This window comes from Rhodoglobus aureus (assembly GCF_039527955.1).
Classification (GTDB): Bacteria; Actinomycetota; Actinomycetes; order Actinomycetales; family Microbacteriaceae; genus Rhodoglobus; species Rhodoglobus aureus.
The window spans coordinates 36,897-53,710 of sequence record NZ_BAAAKW010000005.1 but is presented as its reverse complement, the minus strand read 5'-3'; the positions used below and the strand labels follow the sequence as shown (position 1 = coordinate 53,710).

General features: G+C 60.8%; 17 protein-coding genes. 11 read left to right on the top strand and 6 right to left on the bottom strand.

Going from position 1 to position 16,814, the window contains the following annotated elements; translation table 11 throughout:
• The first annotated feature begins 70 nt into the window (after positions 1-70).
• On the top strand, positions 71-1,363 hold the full coding sequence (locus ABD112_RS01075) for a CDP-glycerol glycerophosphotransferase family protein (protein WP_343922396.1): 1,293 nt from the start codon (positions 71-73) through the stop codon (positions 1,361-1,363).
• A 5-nt stretch (positions 1,364-1,368) separates the two neighbouring features.
• Here ABD112_RS01075 and ABD112_RS01070 read toward each other — a convergent pair whose 3' ends face one another.
• The 4 genes from ABD112_RS01070 to ABD112_RS01055 all read right to left on the bottom strand — a co-directional run bounded on the left by ABD112_RS01070 (position 1,369) and on the right by ABD112_RS01055 (position 4,770).
• On the bottom strand, positions 1,369-2,382 hold the full coding sequence (locus ABD112_RS01070) for a hypothetical protein (RefSeq protein ID WP_343922394.1): 1,014 nt from the start codon (positions 2,380-2,382) through the stop codon (positions 1,369-1,371).
• Positions 2,383-2,435: 53 nt separating this feature from the next.
• Positions 2,436-3,176: an ABC transporter ATP-binding protein gene (locus ABD112_RS01065; protein WP_343922392.1), complete on the bottom strand. Its 741-nt coding sequence runs from the start codon at positions 3,174-3,176 to the stop codon at positions 2,436-2,438.
• Positions 3,176-3,976 (bottom strand): ABC transporter permease, encoded by an 801-nt coding sequence (locus tag ABD112_RS01060; RefSeq protein ID WP_343922390.1) that lies wholly within the window; start codon positions 3,974-3,976, stop codon positions 3,176-3,178. Before ABD112_RS01060 ends, ABD112_RS01065 begins: the two co-directional genes overlap by 1 nt.
• Positions 3,977-4,077: 101 nt before the next feature.
• Positions 4,078-4,770, bottom strand: a complete 693-nt coding sequence (locus ABD112_RS01055) for a phosphocholine cytidylyltransferase family protein (RefSeq protein WP_343922388.1) — start codon at positions 4,768-4,770, stop codon at positions 4,078-4,080.
• Between the two features lie 391 nt (positions 4,771-5,161).
• On the opposite strand from ABD112_RS01055, the gene ABD112_RS01050 reads away from it, so the two are divergent.
• The 6 genes from ABD112_RS01050 (at position 5,162) to ABD112_RS01025 (ending at position 11,159) form a co-directional block, all read left to right on the top strand.
• Positions 5,162-6,733, top strand: coding sequence for an ATP-binding cassette domain-containing protein (locus ABD112_RS01050; protein ID WP_343922386.1), 1,572 nt, complete (start codon positions 5,162-5,164; stop codon positions 6,731-6,733).
• The gene (locus tag ABD112_RS01045; RefSeq protein WP_343922384.1) at positions 6,709-8,280 is read left to right on the top strand and encodes a hypothetical protein; all 1,572 of its coding nucleotides are present in this window, start codon (positions 6,709-6,711) and stop codon (positions 8,278-8,280) included. Before ABD112_RS01050 ends, ABD112_RS01045 begins: the two co-directional genes overlap by 25 nt.
• Before the next feature lie 28 nt (positions 8,281-8,308).
• Positions 8,309-8,569 (top strand): DUF3039 domain-containing protein, encoded by a 261-nt coding sequence (locus tag ABD112_RS01040; protein ID WP_343922382.1) that lies wholly within the window; start codon positions 8,309-8,311, stop codon positions 8,567-8,569.
• Positions 8,570-8,806: 237 nt separating this feature from the next.
• Positions 8,807-9,616 carry an amino acid ABC transporter substrate-binding protein gene (locus ABD112_RS01035; RefSeq protein WP_343922380.1) on the top strand — a complete coding sequence of 270 codons (810 nt, stop codon included), beginning with the start codon at positions 8,807-8,809 and terminating at the stop codon, positions 9,614-9,616.
• 12 nt (positions 9,617-9,628) lie between these two features.
• Positions 9,629-10,297, top strand: a complete 669-nt coding sequence (locus ABD112_RS01030) for an amino acid ABC transporter permease (RefSeq protein ID WP_343922378.1) — start codon at positions 9,629-9,631, stop codon at positions 10,295-10,297.
• Positions 10,284-11,159, top strand: a complete 876-nt coding sequence (locus ABD112_RS01025; protein WP_343922376.1) for an amino acid ABC transporter ATP-binding protein — start codon at positions 10,284-10,286, stop codon at positions 11,157-11,159. The genes ABD112_RS01030 and ABD112_RS01025 overlap by 14 nt, the downstream gene beginning before the upstream one ends.
• Positions 11,160-11,336: 177 nt before the next feature.
• Here ABD112_RS01025 and ABD112_RS01020 read toward each other — a convergent pair whose 3' ends face one another.
• Positions 11,337-12,590, bottom strand: coding sequence for a nicotinate phosphoribosyltransferase (locus tag ABD112_RS01020; RefSeq protein ID WP_425563784.1), 1,254 nt, complete (start codon positions 12,588-12,590; stop codon positions 11,337-11,339).
• Between the two features lie 111 nt (positions 12,591-12,701).
• Between ABD112_RS01020 and murI the strand changes: the two genes are divergently transcribed.
• The 4 genes from murI to ABD112_RS01000 all read left to right on the top strand — a co-directional run bounded on the left by murI (position 12,702) and on the right by ABD112_RS01000 (position 15,602).
• Positions 12,702-13,541: a glutamate racemase gene (murI, locus tag ABD112_RS01015; RefSeq protein WP_343922374.1), complete on the top strand. Its 840-nt coding sequence runs from the start codon at positions 12,702-12,704 to the stop codon at positions 13,539-13,541.
• A 75-nt stretch (positions 13,542-13,616) separates the two neighbouring features.
• Entirely contained in the window at positions 13,617-14,381 is a 765-nt protein-coding gene (rph, locus tag ABD112_RS01010; RefSeq protein WP_343922372.1) for a ribonuclease PH, read from the top strand.
• A complete protein-coding gene (rdgB, locus tag ABD112_RS01005; protein WP_343922370.1) occupies positions 14,381-15,010 on the top strand; it encodes an RdgB/HAM1 family non-canonical purine NTP pyrophosphatase in 630 nt (209 codons plus the stop codon). The genes rph and rdgB overlap by 1 nt, the downstream gene beginning before the upstream one ends.
• A 49-nt stretch (positions 15,011-15,059) precedes the next feature.
• Positions 15,060-15,602 (top strand): HEAT repeat domain-containing protein, encoded by a 543-nt coding sequence (locus ABD112_RS01000; protein WP_343922368.1) that lies wholly within the window; start codon positions 15,060-15,062, stop codon positions 15,600-15,602.
• Positions 15,603-15,905: 303 nt separating this feature from the next.
• Here the strand turns inward: ABD112_RS01000 and ABD112_RS00995 are convergent, their stop codons facing one another.
• Positions 15,906-16,646 (bottom strand): DedA family protein, encoded by a 741-nt coding sequence (locus ABD112_RS00995; protein ID WP_343922367.1) that lies wholly within the window; start codon positions 16,644-16,646, stop codon positions 15,906-15,908.
• Between the last annotated feature and the right edge of the window lie 168 nt (positions 16,647-16,814).

The following is a 16,814-nucleotide window of genomic DNA, read 5'->3' as shown; positions in this document are numbered from 1 at the left end:
TCAGCATCGGCTCGGTAACGGTGTGGTGGGAAGTGCGTTGCACCGGCCCTCCACCGATTTGATTGAGACCATGGCGCTTCTGAAAGATTTCAAGACCGCTCGCAAAGTGGTGCGCACAATGCTGCGTTCGCGCCGCAATCGGCGTCGCGTCGCGCACCTTGTCGGGGAGCATCCGCTGCCGACGCCCGGGTCAGTGAGCATCGCCGTCTACTTTGCAGACACCAAGGTGAATCTTTACCAAATGCGCCAGTGGTACGCGCCGCTCGCCGAGTTGTCGAAGCGTTTTCCGGTGACGATCATCGCGCGCTCACCAAGTTCTGTGCTAGCGCTGTGGGATGAGGCTCCGGTTCCGACCTTCTACCTGCGCAAAGTGTCAGAGCTTGATCAGTTTGTGTCTGAGCAGCCGCTGAAGATTGTTTTCTACGTCAATCAGAACTCCAAAAACTTTCAGATGTTCCGTTACGGGCGCATGTGGCACGTTTTCATCAACCATGGTGAGAGCGACAAAATGTACATGACCACAAATCAGTTCAAGGCCTATGACTTCAGTTTTGTTGCTGGCGAGGCCGCGCTCGAGCGTTTGAGCCACAAGCTGTGGGATTTCGATCTCGAGAAGCGGGCTATCCCGATCGGGCGTCCGCAAGCCGACCATTTTGCCGGTGAGTTGCCGTACACGCCAGACGACCGCATTGTTGTTCTCTATGCCCCAACCTGGGAGGGTGACCGTGAGGCTGCGGCCTACGGCTCAATCGCTACTCACGGTGTCGCGTTGGCGAAAGCTGTTCTGGCCAGTGACAAGCACCGCTTTATTTACCGTCCACACCCTCGCAGCGGTGTTGTCGACGACGAGTACAAGCGGGCGAATATCGCGATCATTGCGGCGATCGCCGAAGCCAATGAGACCGATCCTTCGGTTCAGCACATTTATGACGATGGCAAAGAGTTGGGTTGGCAGTTGGTGGCGGCGGATGTCGCGATCACTGACGTTTCGGCGATGGTCTATGACCGGCTCGCCACGGGTAAACCGCTCATCGTTGCTCGACCGGTGTCGGAATCGGCAGATATCGACGAGGCAGGCTACCTAGGAGCGTGCGAATGGTTGCGCGCCGACCAAGCCGACGACATCCTTTCGATCGTCAACCGTGTGCAGTTCGATGCTGAAGCGAAAGAACGTTTGGGATATTGGGCAGAGCGTCACTTTGGCGATACCAGCCAGGGATCGGCGACAGCGCGCTTTCATGATGCTGTCGAATCGCTCGTTGCGCGGTGGCATCGGCATGCACAACTCCACATTGGTGACCGTCACGGTAGTGAAGGCGATCCTTTTGAGGATGACGACGACGAGTCACCCGCTGCCGAATAGCTGAGCTACTCGCGTTCGTCGCGTTCGGCCTCGGACGTGAGGTCAGCCGCAACGTCAGCGGCGAGGTCAGGCTCGTGCTCGTGCTCGTGCTCGAGTTCAGCTGTGCTTTCGATCGCGATTAGAGCGTCGATATCGACATGGTTGTCGAGTTCCGCGAAGCTCTCGAGTTCAACCCAGCCCTGTCGTTTGCGCAGTTTGGGCAGCCGTGGCAATTGCGGCATCCGTTTGCGCTCAGCAAGTTCTTTGCGCACGCCGCGTTCCTTCGGCGCCCTGTGCGTTTTCGGCGTTTTCGGCGACTTAGGTGCCTTGACGACGAGTACAGGCTCAAGCCACGAGGGCAGAGTGGCAGGTGCAGGCCCGAAGCCTTGACGTGCTGTGCGGATGATTTGTCGCCCCAGGATGTGGTTGCCGCCGCCGCCGATTACGGCGCCAATGCCAAAGGGAACCAGTCGGCCAACAATGTTGGTGCCCTGGGCTGCCGCAAATTTCTTCAAGAAGGTGTGTTTGATGCGGTCGGCGAGGGGCCCCATGAGCGCGGTGGGAATGCCTTTGGCCAAAGTCTCGCCCCAGTAAGCGGAACGGGCAACGCCTGAGCCGGTGGCCTGGGCGGCAAGCTGCTTCACGAGGTCGCTGCCGGCAGTGCCGAGCACCATCGTCATTACGAGGGCCCGCGCGCGGTCCGGGTCGTCGACGACGATTCCGTGAACTTCGGTAACCGATTGAGCGAAGAGTGCACTTGCTTCAAGGAAGCCCGCCGTTTCAACACTCGAGAGTGCCAACGATGCTCCGGTGCCCACGGCAGGGATTGCTGCACTTGCGCCGACAAGCGCGCCACCGGTCGTCACCGCAGCCAAATAGCGGCGCTCGAGGATGCTGATGATCTCATCCGAGCTCGCGTTCGGCTTGCCCTTGCGGATGCTGCGAATGTGGGCGAGCACCACGGGGCGCTGCACCGTGAGCACACGGTCGATGCCGCGCACAACCATAGGGTGCGAGGTGTTCAGTTCGCTTGAGGCCATGCGTTAAAGCGTACCGGAGCGATCTGACGCCACCCCGAGAGTTGGGCAGCCGTTCAGGAACCGTAATCTGCGTTGTAGCGGGCCAATACGTCGCCGATGGGGCCGTCGAGAACTAGCTCGCCCTTGTCGAGGTAGAGGCCGCGGCTACAAAAGCGACGCAGGTCGCGTTCGTTGTGCGAGACGAAGAACAGCGTTCGGCCGCCCTCGAGCAGATCTTCAATGCGGCGGTAGCACTTCTCGCGGAACGCTTTATCGCCAACAGCAAGAACCTCATCCACCAAAATGATGGGTTCTTCGAGTCGTGAGATTACGGCGAACGCGATGCGCACCTTCATGCCACTCGAAAGATGCTTGTACGGGGTATCGATGAAACGCTCGATCTCGGCGAAACTAATGATTTCGTCGAAGCGATCGCTGATCTCGCGCTTTGTCATGCCGTGCAGGCCCGCCGTGAGGTACACGTTGTCGCGCACACTCAGATCTTCGACAAAGCCTCCCGTGATTTCGATGAGCGGGGCCACACCCTGAATGACTTGCACGTCGCCCTCGTCGGCAAGCATGACTTCGGCAACAAGCTTGAGAAGCGTCGACTTGCCTTGGCCGTTTCGCCCAACAACGCCGATTGCTTCGCCGGCGGTCACATCAAAGTTCACATGGCGAAGTGCCCAAAACTCATCGGAACGAGCTCGACGTTTGCGACCGGCAAACAGGTCTTTGAAGTTACGGCGTGATCGTCGATTGAGTCGAAAGCGGATGCCGGCATCCCGTACCTGAATCACAAAATTGTCGGCCACTAGATCTCCTTCAGCACGGCACGTTCGGTGCGCACGAAGACGAGGATGCCGATGGCAACCAGGATGAAGCTCATGAGCGCCGCAATGAGTACCGCGTACCAGTCAAGCTGGTCGGGAAAGAATGCTGCCCGGTAAAGCGAGAAGATTCCGGCGAGCGGGTTGAACGCGGCCACGCCGTCGAGCCCTAGTCTCTGCAAGTCGGGGATCCCGTAAATGATGGGGGAGGCATAGAAGAGAAACCGCAACGCCAGCTTAGTTGCGCGCTCTAGATCGCGGAAGAACACGACGAGGGGAGCAACGATCAGACCGACGCCAACAGTGAGGATCGCCTGAAGCACAACGCCGAGCACAAAGTAGACAGCTTCCCAGTGCAGCACCGCACCATTAACTATCGCGAAGAACGCGAGCACCGGAAGGCTGGCGATGAACTCGATCCCCTTAGAGAGCACGAGTCGCGCAACCCAGATGGTGCGAGGGATCTTGGTGGAACGGATGAGTTTGGCTTCGCGCAGATAGGCGCGGGTGGCATCCGAAACAGCACCGTTGAACCACATCCACGGCAGCAAAGCCGTCAGCAGGAACACGATGTATGGCTGCTCGCCGACCGGGCGGTCAAAGACCTGAGTGAAGACGAACCAGTAGATGCCCGCCATGACCAGAGGGTCGAGGATACTCCACACGTAGCCGAGGGCTGAGGTGGAGTACCGCACACGCAGGTCGCGGACAGTCAGCAACCAGAGAGTGCGGCGGTATCGGGTGATGGGTGACCATGCAGGTCGGCCTAGTGCTGTGTTCGCCACGCCCCTATAGTAGGCGCGCAAATGATGAAACGTCGGCACTGCGCTGATGCGCGTTACCGACGTTTCGTGTCTGTGGGCGCTAAAGCCGCGACAAAGCCTGCTTAGACGAAGAGGTTTGCGCGCTCGAGGTCTTCAGCAAAGTCGACCTCAATGGCATAGAGGTCAGAAATGTCGATGGGCTCGATGAGCAGGCGATCATCTTCAATAGCGAGTTCAATGCCACGCTCGAAGTAGTCCTGGTCGCCAACCTTCTTGAGGTGGCGCAGCAACGTTGCCTTAGCGTCCCGTGAAATGTAGTTGATGCCAACGGCTTCGCCCAGGCCACCCTTGACGGTCTTGGAGAGTTCCTTGATGAAACCCTCTGCGTCGGTCGTGTACTTGACCTCTTCATCAGAAACCTTGGCGGTATTGACGCTGACAAATGACTGGTCGCGAGCAACCATGACTGCTGCGCGCTCGAGTGCGGTCGGGTCGAAAACGACGTCGCCGTTCATCCAGAGCACTCCACCCGGAGTGGATGCCTGCAGTGCACGCATGAGGCTCTTGGAGGTGTTGGTCTGGTCGTACTGCTCGTTGTAAACGAACGATGCTTCGGGGAAGGCCTCGATGATGTGCTCAAGCTTGTAGCCGACAACGATGGTCACCTTGACGTTGTTGCCAAATGCGTGGTGGATGTTGTCGAACTGCTGCTTCATGATGGTGCGGCCATCGCTGAGCTCAGTGAGCGGCTTCGGAAGCGAACGGCCCAAACGGCTGCCCATGCCAGCAGCTAAAATAACGACTTGTGTAGTCATGGTGGTCTCCTCAGTAGTTCTGGGATCTGGGGATGAGGCGTCGTGGTTAACCTACTATTCACCCGAGATTGGTAAAATCGACACACCTTTGTGCGATAGTCAGGCTAGCTGTGCCCGCCGAGAACTCCATAGATTTTGCGGGGTTGTTGTCTATTTGTGATACTCGCTGATGCGCCCAGCATCTGATTGGTAGGTTTGGACAGTGGAAAACGCCCAAACACCCGACGAGGGCAAGAAGACTGTGGAAACGCCGGCAACGAAGCCCGCAACGAGCCCCCGGAAGCCCGTTGCGCCCCGAGGATCTCAAGCAAAATCGAGCACCGCCACGCCAACATCCTCTGCCACTCGCAAGTCCCCTGCCCGGAAGCCCGTCGTACCAAAGACTCCTGCGGTGAAGAGTGCGGCAACTCAGGCTGCGGCCCTCAAGGCTGCGGCACCAACGGATGCGGCCCCGGAAGCTGCGGCAGCATCGGCGGCCACGCCAACGGCTGCCCCAACGGCTGTGGATGGCGTGAAACCAACGACGCCGCGTCGAGCAGCAGCACCTCGGTCGACGACTCCGCGGGCGACGGCGCCCAAGTCGACTGCGCCCAAGTCGACTGCGCCCAAGTCGACCGTGCCTACACCGAGCGCGCCCAAGCCCGCCGCGGTTGCTGAGCCAGCAGCGGCTGCTATGCCGATCGCAGCGCCAGCAGAGTCGTTCGAAGCTGAGCCTCCCAAGCCCGCAGAAAAGCCGGATGCCGTACTTGCGGGCCTCGCTCGCTTGCGCGCGCTTGCGGCTCAGTTCACTGTTCCCGCCGCCGCTCCCGCCGCCGAGATTGCGCCTGACCCGCAGGCGGCAGACGTTGTGGCAGTACGCGACGCTGAGGGTGAAGTTGCGCCTGCGCCAGCACCGAGTTCCGCAGACAACAACGACGTAGCGGCTGACGCCCTGGCCGAACCGGTGCCAGCAACCGAGCCCGCAGCGGTCGCAACGCCTGAGATGGATGCCGTTACTGAGTCCACTCCGGTCACGGTGCCACAACGAAAGCCCAAAGCTAGGCCGAAGCGAGAAGCGGAGCCAGAGCCCAGAGCTGACCCCGCAGCAGAGCCGGCGCTCGAGCAGGAGCCCGAGCCACAATCCGACCAAGAGCCTGAGCTCGCGGGCAACGCAGTCGTTGCCGTGCGGCCGACGCTTTCGCACCAACTTGAGGCGACATCCACCGATATTGTTTTGAAAGTTCGTGGGCTTTCGAAGGGCTTTGGCGACACAGTTGCGGTCAACGACATTCACCTGAACGTGCGGGCGGGTGTCTTCTACGGCATCGTCGGCCCGAACGGTGCCGGAAAGACGACAACGCTTTCGATGATTACGGGCCTGTTGCGCCCCGATTCCGGAACCGCCAGTGTCAATGGCATCGACGTGTGGGATTCCCCCGAGATTGCCAAACGATCTATTGGGGTGCTCCCCGACCGCCTGCGTATCTTCGACCGGCTCACGGGTTCGCAGTTGCTCTACTACTCGGGAGTGCTTCGCGGTCTCAAGGCCGCCGAAGTGCGCAAACGCTCGGCAGATTTGGCGACTGCCTTCGGACTCGACGATGTGATGGGTCGCCTCGTGAGCGACTACTCCTCCGGCATGCTCAAGAAGGTGGCGCTCGCGGCCGCAATGATTCACTCGCCGCGACTGCTGGTACTCGACGAGCCGTTCGAATCTGTCGACCCCGTTTCAGCAACAACAGTGACCCGCATCCTCAAACAGTATGTGAACGCGGGCGGAACTGTGCTGCTCTCCAGCCACCGCATGGAAATCGTGCAGCGCGTCTGCAGTCACGTCGCCGTAATTGTCGAAGGCACGCTGCTGGCTGACGGAACAATTGATGAAGTTCGAAATGGAATGTCGCTCGAAGATCGTTTCGTGCAGCTGACCGGCAAGAACTCCAGCGGGGGAGGGCTCGAGTGGTTGAGCAGTTTCTCCGACTGAAACTGACCCTCCTCGCGAACACGTTCCGTCGAGGGCCACTCGTTGCAGCAAGCGTGGCGTTGGTGCTGCTCTACAGCGCCGTTCTGTTCGTCATCGCGGTCAGCGCCGTCGCAAACCTTCGCGAAACGACCCCAGAAGTCGCGGGCAGCACGCTCGTCGTCTTTGGCTCAATCGTGCTCGCCGGCTTTCTCATCATGCCCCTCGGCTGGAACGCGGATGACGCACTAGACCCACGCCGATTCTCGTACCTTCCCGTCAGTAGGCTCCGCCTAGCACTGCTCTTGCTCCTTGCCGGCGCCATCAGCATTCCCGCGCTGATGCTGGCTGGCCTGGCAGTTGCGCAGATCGTTGTCTGGTCAGGAGCTGTTGCATCCGCCCTCGTCGCTGTGCTTTCCGGCCTCATCGTGATCGCCACCGCAGTTATTGGTTCGCGACTGGCCAGCCTTATCGCGGCACGCTACTTGAGCACCCGTCGACTTCGCGAGAGCTTCGGCTTCGTCGCCATCGCCCTGGTCGTTGCATCGCTTCCCGTGGCAGTGCTCTTGGCACTCTCGGACTATCAATCGCAGGTGTTGCCTGTGCTTCGGCGCATTGCGTCCGTGCTCGAATGGTCGCCGCTGGGAGTCGCTTTTAGCGCACCAGCTGCCAGCGCTTCCGGGGATGCGAATGACGCCGCCGCTAAACTCGCGATCGCTTTCGGATTCCTCGTCGTGCTCGCCGCGGGCTGGTACTTCATGCTCGGCTACGTGCTCTCGCGCCCCGAACGAAGTGCCGTCGAAACGTATCGCTCAGGGCTGGGCTGGTTTCGGCTCATGCCGTCAACACCGCTCGGGGCGATTGCTGCGCGCAGCCTCAGCTACTGGGCTCGCGACGCCCGCTATTTTGTTGCGCTGGCCGCGATCCCGATCATCCCAATCGGAATGGTTGCAGCGCTGCTCGTCGGCGGAATCGGTGCCGATGTCATCGCGTGGATCCCGGTACCCGTCATGTGTCTGTTCCTCGGCTGGAGCGCCCACAATGATGTCGCGCACGACAACACGGCCCTCTGGACCCACGTCTCCGCCCACACGCATGGTGCCGACGATCGTTGGGGTCGAATCGTTCCTGGGCTGCTCGTCGGAATCCCGCTCGCCGTTGTCGGCAGCATTATCACCGTCGTCATCGTGGGCAACTCCGTAGCGCTGCCCGGGCTGATCGGACTCAGCCTGTGCCTTCTCTTTGCCGGGCTGGGAGTGTCTAGCGTCAGCTCTGCAGCGTTCCCGTACGCGGCGCCGCTGCCTGGACATGGCGCATTCATTCAACCGCAGGCGCTCGTCTCCAACGCTGCAACAGTTCAGTCCATCACCTTTGCGCTCACTCTTCTTTTTGGTGCGCCAGTGTTGGCCGTCGTGTTCTTCAACCCCTTCGTTGAACTCGAACCGCACTGGGCTGCGTTCCTCGTAGGTGTTCTCCTCGGGCTGATTGTGTTGTTAATCGGAGTGTCTTGGGGCGGTCGAATTATGGTGCGCCGCGGCCCAGAACTGCTCGCGCAGTCATCCCAGAACTAAATCAAAAACCACGACGTAGAATTGACGCATGGCTGACACCGATCACACTGGCGGCGGAACCGACACGCTCGACCGCGAACTTGAAGAACTGCTCAATCAGGAGCAAGTTGAAGAGGGCGACCACGAACGCTTCTCGCACTACGCGCCCAAGAACAAAATCATGGAATCGGCGCTCTCGGGCAAGCCAATACGTGCTCTGTGCGGAAAACTCTGGACGCCAGGGCGTGACCCGGAGAAGTTCCCTGTCTGCCCGACGTGCAAAGAAGTTTACGAAAAGATGAAGCGCTAGCGCCTCGTTCGCGGCTTCTGCCTCCGCCGTTTTTCTCCAGGGCGGTCGGGGCGAATCAGGTGCGTTTCGAGCTCGGTCGACTAGAGGTGTCGCGCTTCCGTTGAGAAACCGGGGGAATACTCCGGGCTGGTAGCGCCTTGTTAGACTGGGGACGCCGCTACTCGTGGCCTCCGTACATTCGGGGCAGTACCCGCGTAGCCCGCGCTCACCCCACCGAGTTCGTTAGGTGTTTCTTTCATGAAGCTAAGATTTTTCCCGGCTGCCGTATTGTCCGTCGTTGCGCTCACCCTCGCCGGGTGCTCCGGCTCGACCCCAGACAGCGATGTGGCCTCCGGCACCGACGACTCACTGAGCAGCGTGCTCGACTCCGGCACCCTCGTGATCGGCACCGAGGGCACCTATCGGCCGTTCTCGTTCCACGCAGAAGGCTCCGGCAACCTCACCGGCTACGACGTCGAGGTGGCACGCGCAGTTGCCGCTGAGCTCGGCGTCGACGCCGTGTTTGAAGAGACCCAGTGGGACGCCATTTTCGCCGGCCTCACTGCCGGCCGCTGGGACACCATCGCCAACCAGGTCTCGATTACCCCGGAACGCCAGGCCGCTTACGATTTCTCCACCCCGTACACCTACTCCACCGGCGTCATCGTCGTTCCCGCCGACAACACGTCGATCACGTCCTTTGCGAGCCTGAAGGGTTTGACCACGGCTCAGTCGCTGACCAGCAACTGGTATACCCTGGCCACTGAGAGCGGCGCGACTGTCGAAGCCGTCGAGGGCTGGGCCCAGTCGGTAGCCTTGGTCGAGCAGGGGCGAGTGGATGCCACGGTCAACGACAAGCTGACCTTTCTCGATTACCAGAAGTCCAACGGCGCTGACAACCTGAAGATTGCTGCCGAGACCGAGGACCGCTCGGAGAGTGCGTTCGCCTTCGCAAAGGGCGGCACCGCGCTGGCCGATGCGGTGAGCGAGGCGCTCGCGACCCTCACCGCCGATGGAACGCTCGCCGAGCTGTCCGACAAGTACTTCGGCGCCGACGTCAGCCAGTAAGCCGACGATTCGATGATTCAGCCTAATTGGGGGTTGTTCTTCAGCTCGTTCTGGCCGCTGCTCGACGGCGCGGTACGGGGCACGATTCCGCTTGCCTTGGCGTCGTTTGCAATCGGTCTGGTGCTCGCCCTGATACTCGCTCTTATGCGGTTGTCGACGAAGCGCTGGCTCGCCGGTATCGCCCGCGGCTATATCTCGATCGTGCGCGGCACCCCGCTGCTCGTGCAACTGTTCGTGATCTTCTATGGGCTGCCGTCGATCGGAGTGACGATCAGCCCATGGCCGAGCGCCGTCGTTGCCTTCTCGATCAACGTCGGCGGATATGCCGCCGAGGTGATCCGCGCCGCGATTCTTTCGGTACCCAAGGGCCAGTGGGAAGCCGCCTATATGATCGGAATGTCGCACCGCCGAGCCCTCACCCGCATCATCCTGCCGCAAGCGGCCCGGGTTTCGGTGCCACCCCTGTCGAACACGTTCATCAGCCTAGTCAAGGACACCTCGCTGGCCTCCCTGATTCTGGTCACCGAACTGTTCCGTGAGGCACAGCAGGTGGCAGCGTTCAGTCAGGAGTTCATGCTGCTCTACCTCGAAGCAGCATTGATCTACTGGGTCATCTGTCTGGTGCTTTCCACCGGGCAGAGTTTTCTCGAGAAGCGATTGGACCGCTATGTCGCCCGCTGATCTTCCGGCCGAGCCGTTTTACCGAGCGGATGACGCGGCATCGGCTGTCCTCCTGCGCGTTCGTGGACTGCAGAAGAGATTCGGCAACAATCTGGTGCTGGAGTCGGTCGATCTGACCGTGCACCGTGGCCAAGTGCTTGCCCTGATCGGCCCCTCCGGCTCGGGCAAAACCACTATTTTGCGTTGCCTCAACGGGCTGGAGCTGCCCGACGGCGGCACGATCGAGGTCCTTGCGACCGTTGATGCCGACCGCGCTGGCGCCGGGACGGCTGAGGGTCGGGGTGCCAATTCGGCCGAGACGGTGAGCATCGACTTCGCCGCCAAGACCACGCCCAAGCAGCTTGCGGCCCTGCGTGACCGGTCGGCGATGGTGTTTCAGCACTACAACCTGTTTCCGCACAAGACCGTGCTTCAGAACGTTATCGAGGGACCGGTCGTTGTGCAGCGCCGCCCGGTCGCCGAGGTGACGACCGAGGCGCTCGCCCTATTGGACCGAGTCGGCCTGACCGCCAAGCGTGACAGCTACCCGTTCGAGCTCTCCGGTGGCCAGCAGCAGCGCGTTGGCATCGTGCGGGCGCTGGCGCTGCGGCCGCAACTGCTGTTGTTCGACGAGCCTACCTCCGCTCTCGATCCGGAGCTTGTCGGCGACGTTTTGCGCCTGATCAAAGAGCTGGCCGATGAGGGCTGGACAATGGTGATCGTCACCCACGAACTCGAATTCGCCCGCGAAGTCGCGCACGAGATCGCTTTCGTCGATGGCGGCAACATCGTCGAGCGTGGCGATCCCCAACAACTGCTGAGACATCCCCGCCACGAACGCACTCGCCAGTTTCTGCACCGGCTGCTCAACCCCTTCGAGTAGTACAGTCGCGTTTATGGGTTGCGTTCGATGAGATGCTTCGGGAGCGAGTGGGACCTGATCGCCGGCTACTGCAACTTGATGAAGCTATTCAGTATGCGAACTAGGGCCGCTCTCGCAGTTGCACCGCCGCCAAGAACACGCCTCACAGTGAGATTATTCAACCGCTAACCCACACGGTTAGCGATAGATGGTCGGCACGACAGGTTCGCCACGAGACAACCGGAAAGCGTTCAGCGGCAGCTCTGCGAGAGCCTGCTCGCGGTGGTTGCGTGCGGCGAGAGTTCCGTCGTGACCCAGCCAGCGGGCATCCGCCGATCCATTCGTCATGAGCTCGACGATCAGATCGCGCCCCTCAGCATCGGGACGACCGTCGGATGCCTGATAGATCAACTCTGACGTGGCAAGGCCGCCTTCGAGAGTTCGCATCGCAGCCTTATGCCCGCCGATGCTGGCTTTGGCCGTGGATTTTTTCGCGACTGACACCCACTCGCCGGCGTCGTTGTGGTGAGCAACGAGTTTGTACACCATTCCCGCAGCGGGATGACCGGATCCGGTTACGACAGAGGTGCCGACGCCGTACGAGTCGACAGGGGCAGCCCGCAGAGCGGCAATCGCGTGCTCATCGAGGTCGTTGGTGACGGTTATACGCGTGTTGGTGGCACCCAGCGAATCCAGTTGTGCTCGCACGGAGGCGACTTGCACGGCGAGGTCGCCCGAGTCGATTCGCACCGCGCCGAGTTTGGTGCCGGCAACCTTCACCGCAAGATCGACAGCTTTCTCTACGTCGTAGGTGTCAACGAGCAGCGTTGTCGACGGCCCGAAGGCATCAACCTGCGCCTGAAACGCTTCTGCTTCTGAGTCGTGCAGCAGAGTGAACGAGTGGGCTGCGGTGCCCATCGTGGGTACGCCCCAACTGCGGCCAGCCTCAAGGTTGCTAGTGGCACTGAACCCGGCGATATACGCGGCGCGGGCGGATGCCACGGCAGAACGTTCTCCGGTGCGGCGTGATCCCATCTCTGCGATGGGTCGAGCATCGGCTGCAGACACCATGCGCGCAGCAGCGGAGGCGACTGCCGAGTCATAGTTGAGCACACTCAAGGCAAGAGTCTCGAGCAGCACGGCCTCAGCAAATGATCCTTCGACAATTAGCACGGGGGAGCCAGGGAAATACGCATCGCCTTCGCGGTAGCCGGTGATGTTTCCGGTAAAGCGATAGTTGGCAAGCCAGTCGATGGTGTTGGAGTGAACAATCTTGTTCTGCTGCAAGAACGACAGTTCTTCGTCGCCGAAACGGAACTGCTCGATCAACTCGAGCAGGCGCCCGGTGCCAGCGACAACGCCATAGCGGCGGCTGTCAGGAAGGCGGCGGGCAAACGCCTCGAACACACAGGGGCGTTCATGGCGGCCACTGCCGATTGCGGCATCGAGCATGGTGAGCTCGTATTGGTCAGTTAGCAGAGCGGTACTCACCTGATCAGCGTACGCGACAGACTCTGAAGGCTGTCAGGATCATCGCGCGCATCGACCGCTACGATTGAGGACGTGACTGATGCACCCATTGGCGTTTTCGACTCCGGAGTTGGCGGCCTCACCGTAGCCCGGGCCATCATCGACCAATTACCGCATGAGTCGATCGTTTATGTCGGCGACACTCTGCACTCGCCCTACGGACCTAAACCAATTGCGGATGTTCGGCGCTACGCCCTCGAAGTGATGGATCGTCTCGTCGACGATGGCGTCAAGCTGCTCGTCATTGCGTGCAACACTGCTTCTGCCGCGATGTTGCGGGATGCTCGGGAACGCTATACCGAGGCGTACGGCATCGAGGTAGTCGAAGTTATCCAGCCAGCTACGAGGGCGGCAGTGCGTCAGACCCGCAATAGTCGCGTCGGAGTGATCGGCACCGAGGGCACGATCAAGTCGCGTGCCTACGAGGATGCCTTTGCTGCGGCATCCGACATCGAATTGTTTACGCAGGCGTGCCCACGATTCGTCGAGTTTGTAGAGGCCGGCATCACGACCGGGCCTGAAGTTCTTGCGGTCGCTGAAGAGTATTTGGCACCGCTAAAGGCTGCCGAGATCGACACCCTTGTGCTGGGCTGCACCCACTACCCGCACATTTCCGCCGCGATTCAGTATGTGATGGGTCGTGACGTGACGCTCGTGTCGAGTGCTGAGGAGACCGCCTACGACGTGTACAGCACGCTCGTGGCACACAAGCTTTTGCGCGAATCGACCGAACCGGCTAAGCACATCTTTGAAGCCACCGGGCCAGACAAAGAAGGCTTCACCCGTTTGGCATCCCGCTTCATGGGGCCAAACATTGTGCGCGTCGAAACCTTTGATACTGGCGTCATTAGCTTGCCGACGCTGCCCAACTAGCCAGACTTTCCCCAGCCTGATTTATTGCAAGTCCGATTCACCACTAGCCAGAATTACCCGATAGAGAGAAGAGACATGACACGTCACGATGGTCGCGAAAACAACGAACTGCGCAAAGTCACGATCGAGCGCGGCTGGAGCGACCAGGCGGAAGGGTCAGCCCTGATCTCCTTTGGCAAGACCAAGGTACTGTGCACGGCATCGTTCACGAATGGCGTTCCACGCTGGATGGCAGGCAAAGGCAAAGGCTGGGTCACCGCCGAGTATTCGATGCTGCCGCGCAGCACAAACAGCCGGATGGACCGTGAAGCGGTCAAGGGCAAAGTGGGTGGCCGCACCCACGAGATTTCGCGACTTATCGGTCGCAGCCTGCGCGCTGTTGTCGACATGAAAGCTCTCGGCGAGAACACCATCGTGATCGACTGTGACGTTCTCCAGGCTGATGGCGGGACCCGCACAGCAGCCATCACCGGTGCGTATGTCGCGCTCGCCGACGCCATCGAATGGGGTCGCGAAAAGAAGTTCATCGGCAAAAACTCGAAGGCACTCTTCGATTCGCTCGCCGCAGTCAGCGTCGGAATCATCGATGGTGAGCCCATGCTCGACCTGGCCTACGTCGAAGACGTACGTGCCGAGACCGACATGAACGTTGTCGTCACCGGCCGCGGACTCTTCGTTGAAGTTCAGGGCACCGCCGAAGGCGCACCCTTTGACCGCCGCGAACTCGACTCCCTGCTCGACCTCGCCCTTGGGGGAGCAGTCGACCTCACCGCAATGCAGGTTGCGTCGCTCGCTGACGGCACCGCTGGATCCACCACCGCAGGGGTCGGTTCACACTAATGCAGGTCGTACTTGCCACCCACAACGCCCACAAAGTTCTTGAGCTTCGCCGCATCCTCGGCCCAGCCCTCGATGGACTCGAGCTCGTCGCCTACGACGGCCCTGAGCCGGTTGAGGATGGCGAGACCTTCGCGGCAAACGCGCTGATCAAGGCGCGAGCGGCATCCGCCCACACGGGGTTGCCGGCGCTCGCCGACGACTCCGGTGTTTGTGTTGATGCGCTGGGTGGTGCCCCCGGCATCCATTCGGCTCGGTATGCGGGCACGCGCAATGACAGTGACAACCTCGAACTGCTGCTGAAGAACCTTGAGGGGGTGGATGACCGTGCCGCGCAATTTGCGTGTGCGGCGGCTCTCGTGGTGCCGGCGGGTGTTGCTGCGGGTGCGTCGGATGTCGCTGGCAGCGCTGAGTCGCGAGAGTTCGTTGAGCTTGCACTGTGGCCTGGCACGATCGCGGCGCACCGCAGCGGTGCCGCGGGTTTCGGCTATGACCCCATTTTCTGCCCGGATGGGCAGCAGGGTACGTCGGCAGAGCTGACGGCTGAAGAGAAAGATGTGCTCAGCCATCGAGCTCAGGCATTCACCGCGATTATGCCAATTGTGCGTGCTCAACTGCTGGGCAATGGCTAGCGAACGCATGTCGGTCGGCACTCGCAGCGCAACAACGTAGGGTTGAGGCGTGTCTGAACATGATGATCCCCACGCAGTAGATCTTGACCTCCCCATCGCAGCCCGCATCGCGGCAGCTAGCGAACGACATGGCGAAGCCGTTATTGTCGAGCGCGCCGTATCGCTGATCCAAGGCAACAACGAGGGCAAAGAGTTTCTCCTGATTGTCGGTGGCGAGCACGCTCAGGGCATCCTCGACGGTGCCCCTGTGCTGTACTGGCCTGAACTGTGGGGAACTCGCGCACTGCTGCACGCGTGGGATAACAGCGCTGCGGATGCCGTACGCGCCGCCCTCAGTAACCAGGCGTGGCGTGTGCGAGAGATGGCAACGCGTGTTGTTGCTACTCGCCGACTCGACGCTCGCGAGCAGCTTGTAGTGCTCCTCGAGGACGAAACTCCCCGCGTTCGCGCGGGTGCCGCTCGCGCCTTGGGCACTGTCGGAACCGCTGATGACATTGAAGCGATGTCAGCGCTCGTTAAAGACGAAGATATTGAAGTTCGTCGCAGCGCTCAGCAGTCTGTGGCAGCTCTCCGCAAGCGTTTGGCGCAGTAGAACTCGCTAGCACCCGCTCGCACCCGCTCGCACCCGCTCGCACCCGCTCGCACCCGCTCGCACCCGCTCGCACCCGCTCGCACCCGCTCGCACCCGCTCGCACCCGCTCGCACCCGCTCGCACCCGCTCGCACCCGCTCGCACCCGCTCGCACCCGCTCGCACCCGCTCGCACCCGCTCGCACCCGCTAGCACCCGCTCGCACCCGCTCGCACCCTGAGCGCAGAAGCGACCGCTGTCGATGCCTGCTCCAGATGCCTGCTGTCGACGCCTGCTCCAGCTGCCTGCTCTAGACGCCTGTCGGGCTAGTCGTCGAGGTTCTGATCGAAGTCTTTGGGGTGCAGCGAAAGCTGTTCTGCTTCGGCATCGCTGATCGCCTCTGCCCGGCCCCCTTCGCGCGCCTTCCTTGCTTTGTAGGACGAGCGGATGAGGTGGTAGACAGTGGGAAGTACTGAGACCGTGACGGCGGCGAGAAGAATCAGGTCGATGTATTTGACGATGAAGTCGCTGAGCCACGGAATGTAACCCAAGAGATAACCGCCGAAGGTGAGGCCTGAGCCCCAGAGCAGTGCGCCGATCGCGTTGTAGAACGAGTACTTGCGGTAGTCCATGTGGCCGACTCCGGCGGCGACTGGGGCAAATGTGCGCACGACGGGAACGAAGCGCGCCAGGATCACGGCGAGGCCGCCGAACCGAGTGAAGAACGCGTTGGTACGTTTAACATTCTCGACGCTAAAAAGACCTGTCTCTTTGCGTTCAAAGATTCTTGGGCCCACTTTGTGCCCGATTAGGTAGCCGACCTCGCCGCCGAGAAATGCGGCAATACTGATCGCGAGACACACCCACCAGATGTCAAATTCAATGCCGCCTGGAGTAAAGGTCAGAATTCCCGTGATGACGAGCAAGGTGTCGCCCGGCAAGAAGAAACCGGCGAGTAGGCCAGTCTCCGCAAACACGATGAAGACGACGCCGAGCAGGGCAAAAGTTCCGAAACCTTCAATAAGGTTTTGGGGATCGAGCCACGGAATAAGAGCGGTGCCTATCAAGGGGGTCTCCAGAATCGTCGGCTAGGTGCGCGAAGTCGGCGACGTTAGCAATGAACTAGAGAAGAGTATCGCGAGTTGCGGGGTTCCCGCTGTGGGGACCCCCCCCGGACCCTCTTGTTGTGCGGAAGGCGGTGCCTGGTTTCTAGACATAGTTCACATATGTCTCCA

Excerpts from the sequence above, each read along its gene's own strand:
- ABD112_RS01070 (WP_343922394.1), bottom strand. The coding sequence starts at position 2,382 with ATGGCCTCAAGCGAACTGAACACCTCGCACCCTATGGTTGTGCGCGGC.
- ABD112_RS01035 (WP_343922380.1), top strand. The coding sequence starts at position 8,807 with ATGAAGCTAAGATTTTTCCCGGCTGCCGTATTGTCCGTCGTTGCGCTC.
- ABD112_RS01040 (WP_343922382.1), top strand. The coding sequence starts at position 8,309 with ATGGCTGACACCGATCACACTGGCGGCGGAACCGACACGCTCGACCGC.
- rph (WP_343922372.1), top strand. The coding sequence starts at position 13,617 with ATGACACGTCACGATGGTCGCGAAAACAACGAACTGCGCAAAGTCACG.
- ABD112_RS01025 (WP_343922376.1), top strand. The coding sequence starts at position 10,284 with ATGTCGCCCGCTGATCTTCCGGCCGAGCCGTTTTACCGAGCGGATGAC.
- ABD112_RS01055 (WP_343922388.1), bottom strand. The coding sequence starts at position 4,770 with ATGACTACACAAGTCGTTATTTTAGCTGCTGGCATGGGCAGCCGTTTG.
- ABD112_RS01020 (WP_425563784.1), bottom strand. The coding sequence starts at position 12,590 with ATGCTCGATGCCGCAATCGGCAGTGGCCGCCATGAACGCCCCTGTGTG.
- ABD112_RS01030 (WP_343922378.1), top strand. The coding sequence starts at position 9,629 with ATGATTCAGCCTAATTGGGGGTTGTTCTTCAGCTCGTTCTGGCCGCTG.
- rdgB (WP_343922370.1), top strand. The coding sequence starts at position 14,381 with ATGCAGGTCGTACTTGCCACCCACAACGCCCACAAAGTTCTTGAGCTT.
- ABD112_RS01075 (WP_343922396.1), top strand. The coding sequence starts at position 71 with ATGGCGCTTCTGAAAGATTTCAAGACCGCTCGCAAAGTGGTGCGCACA.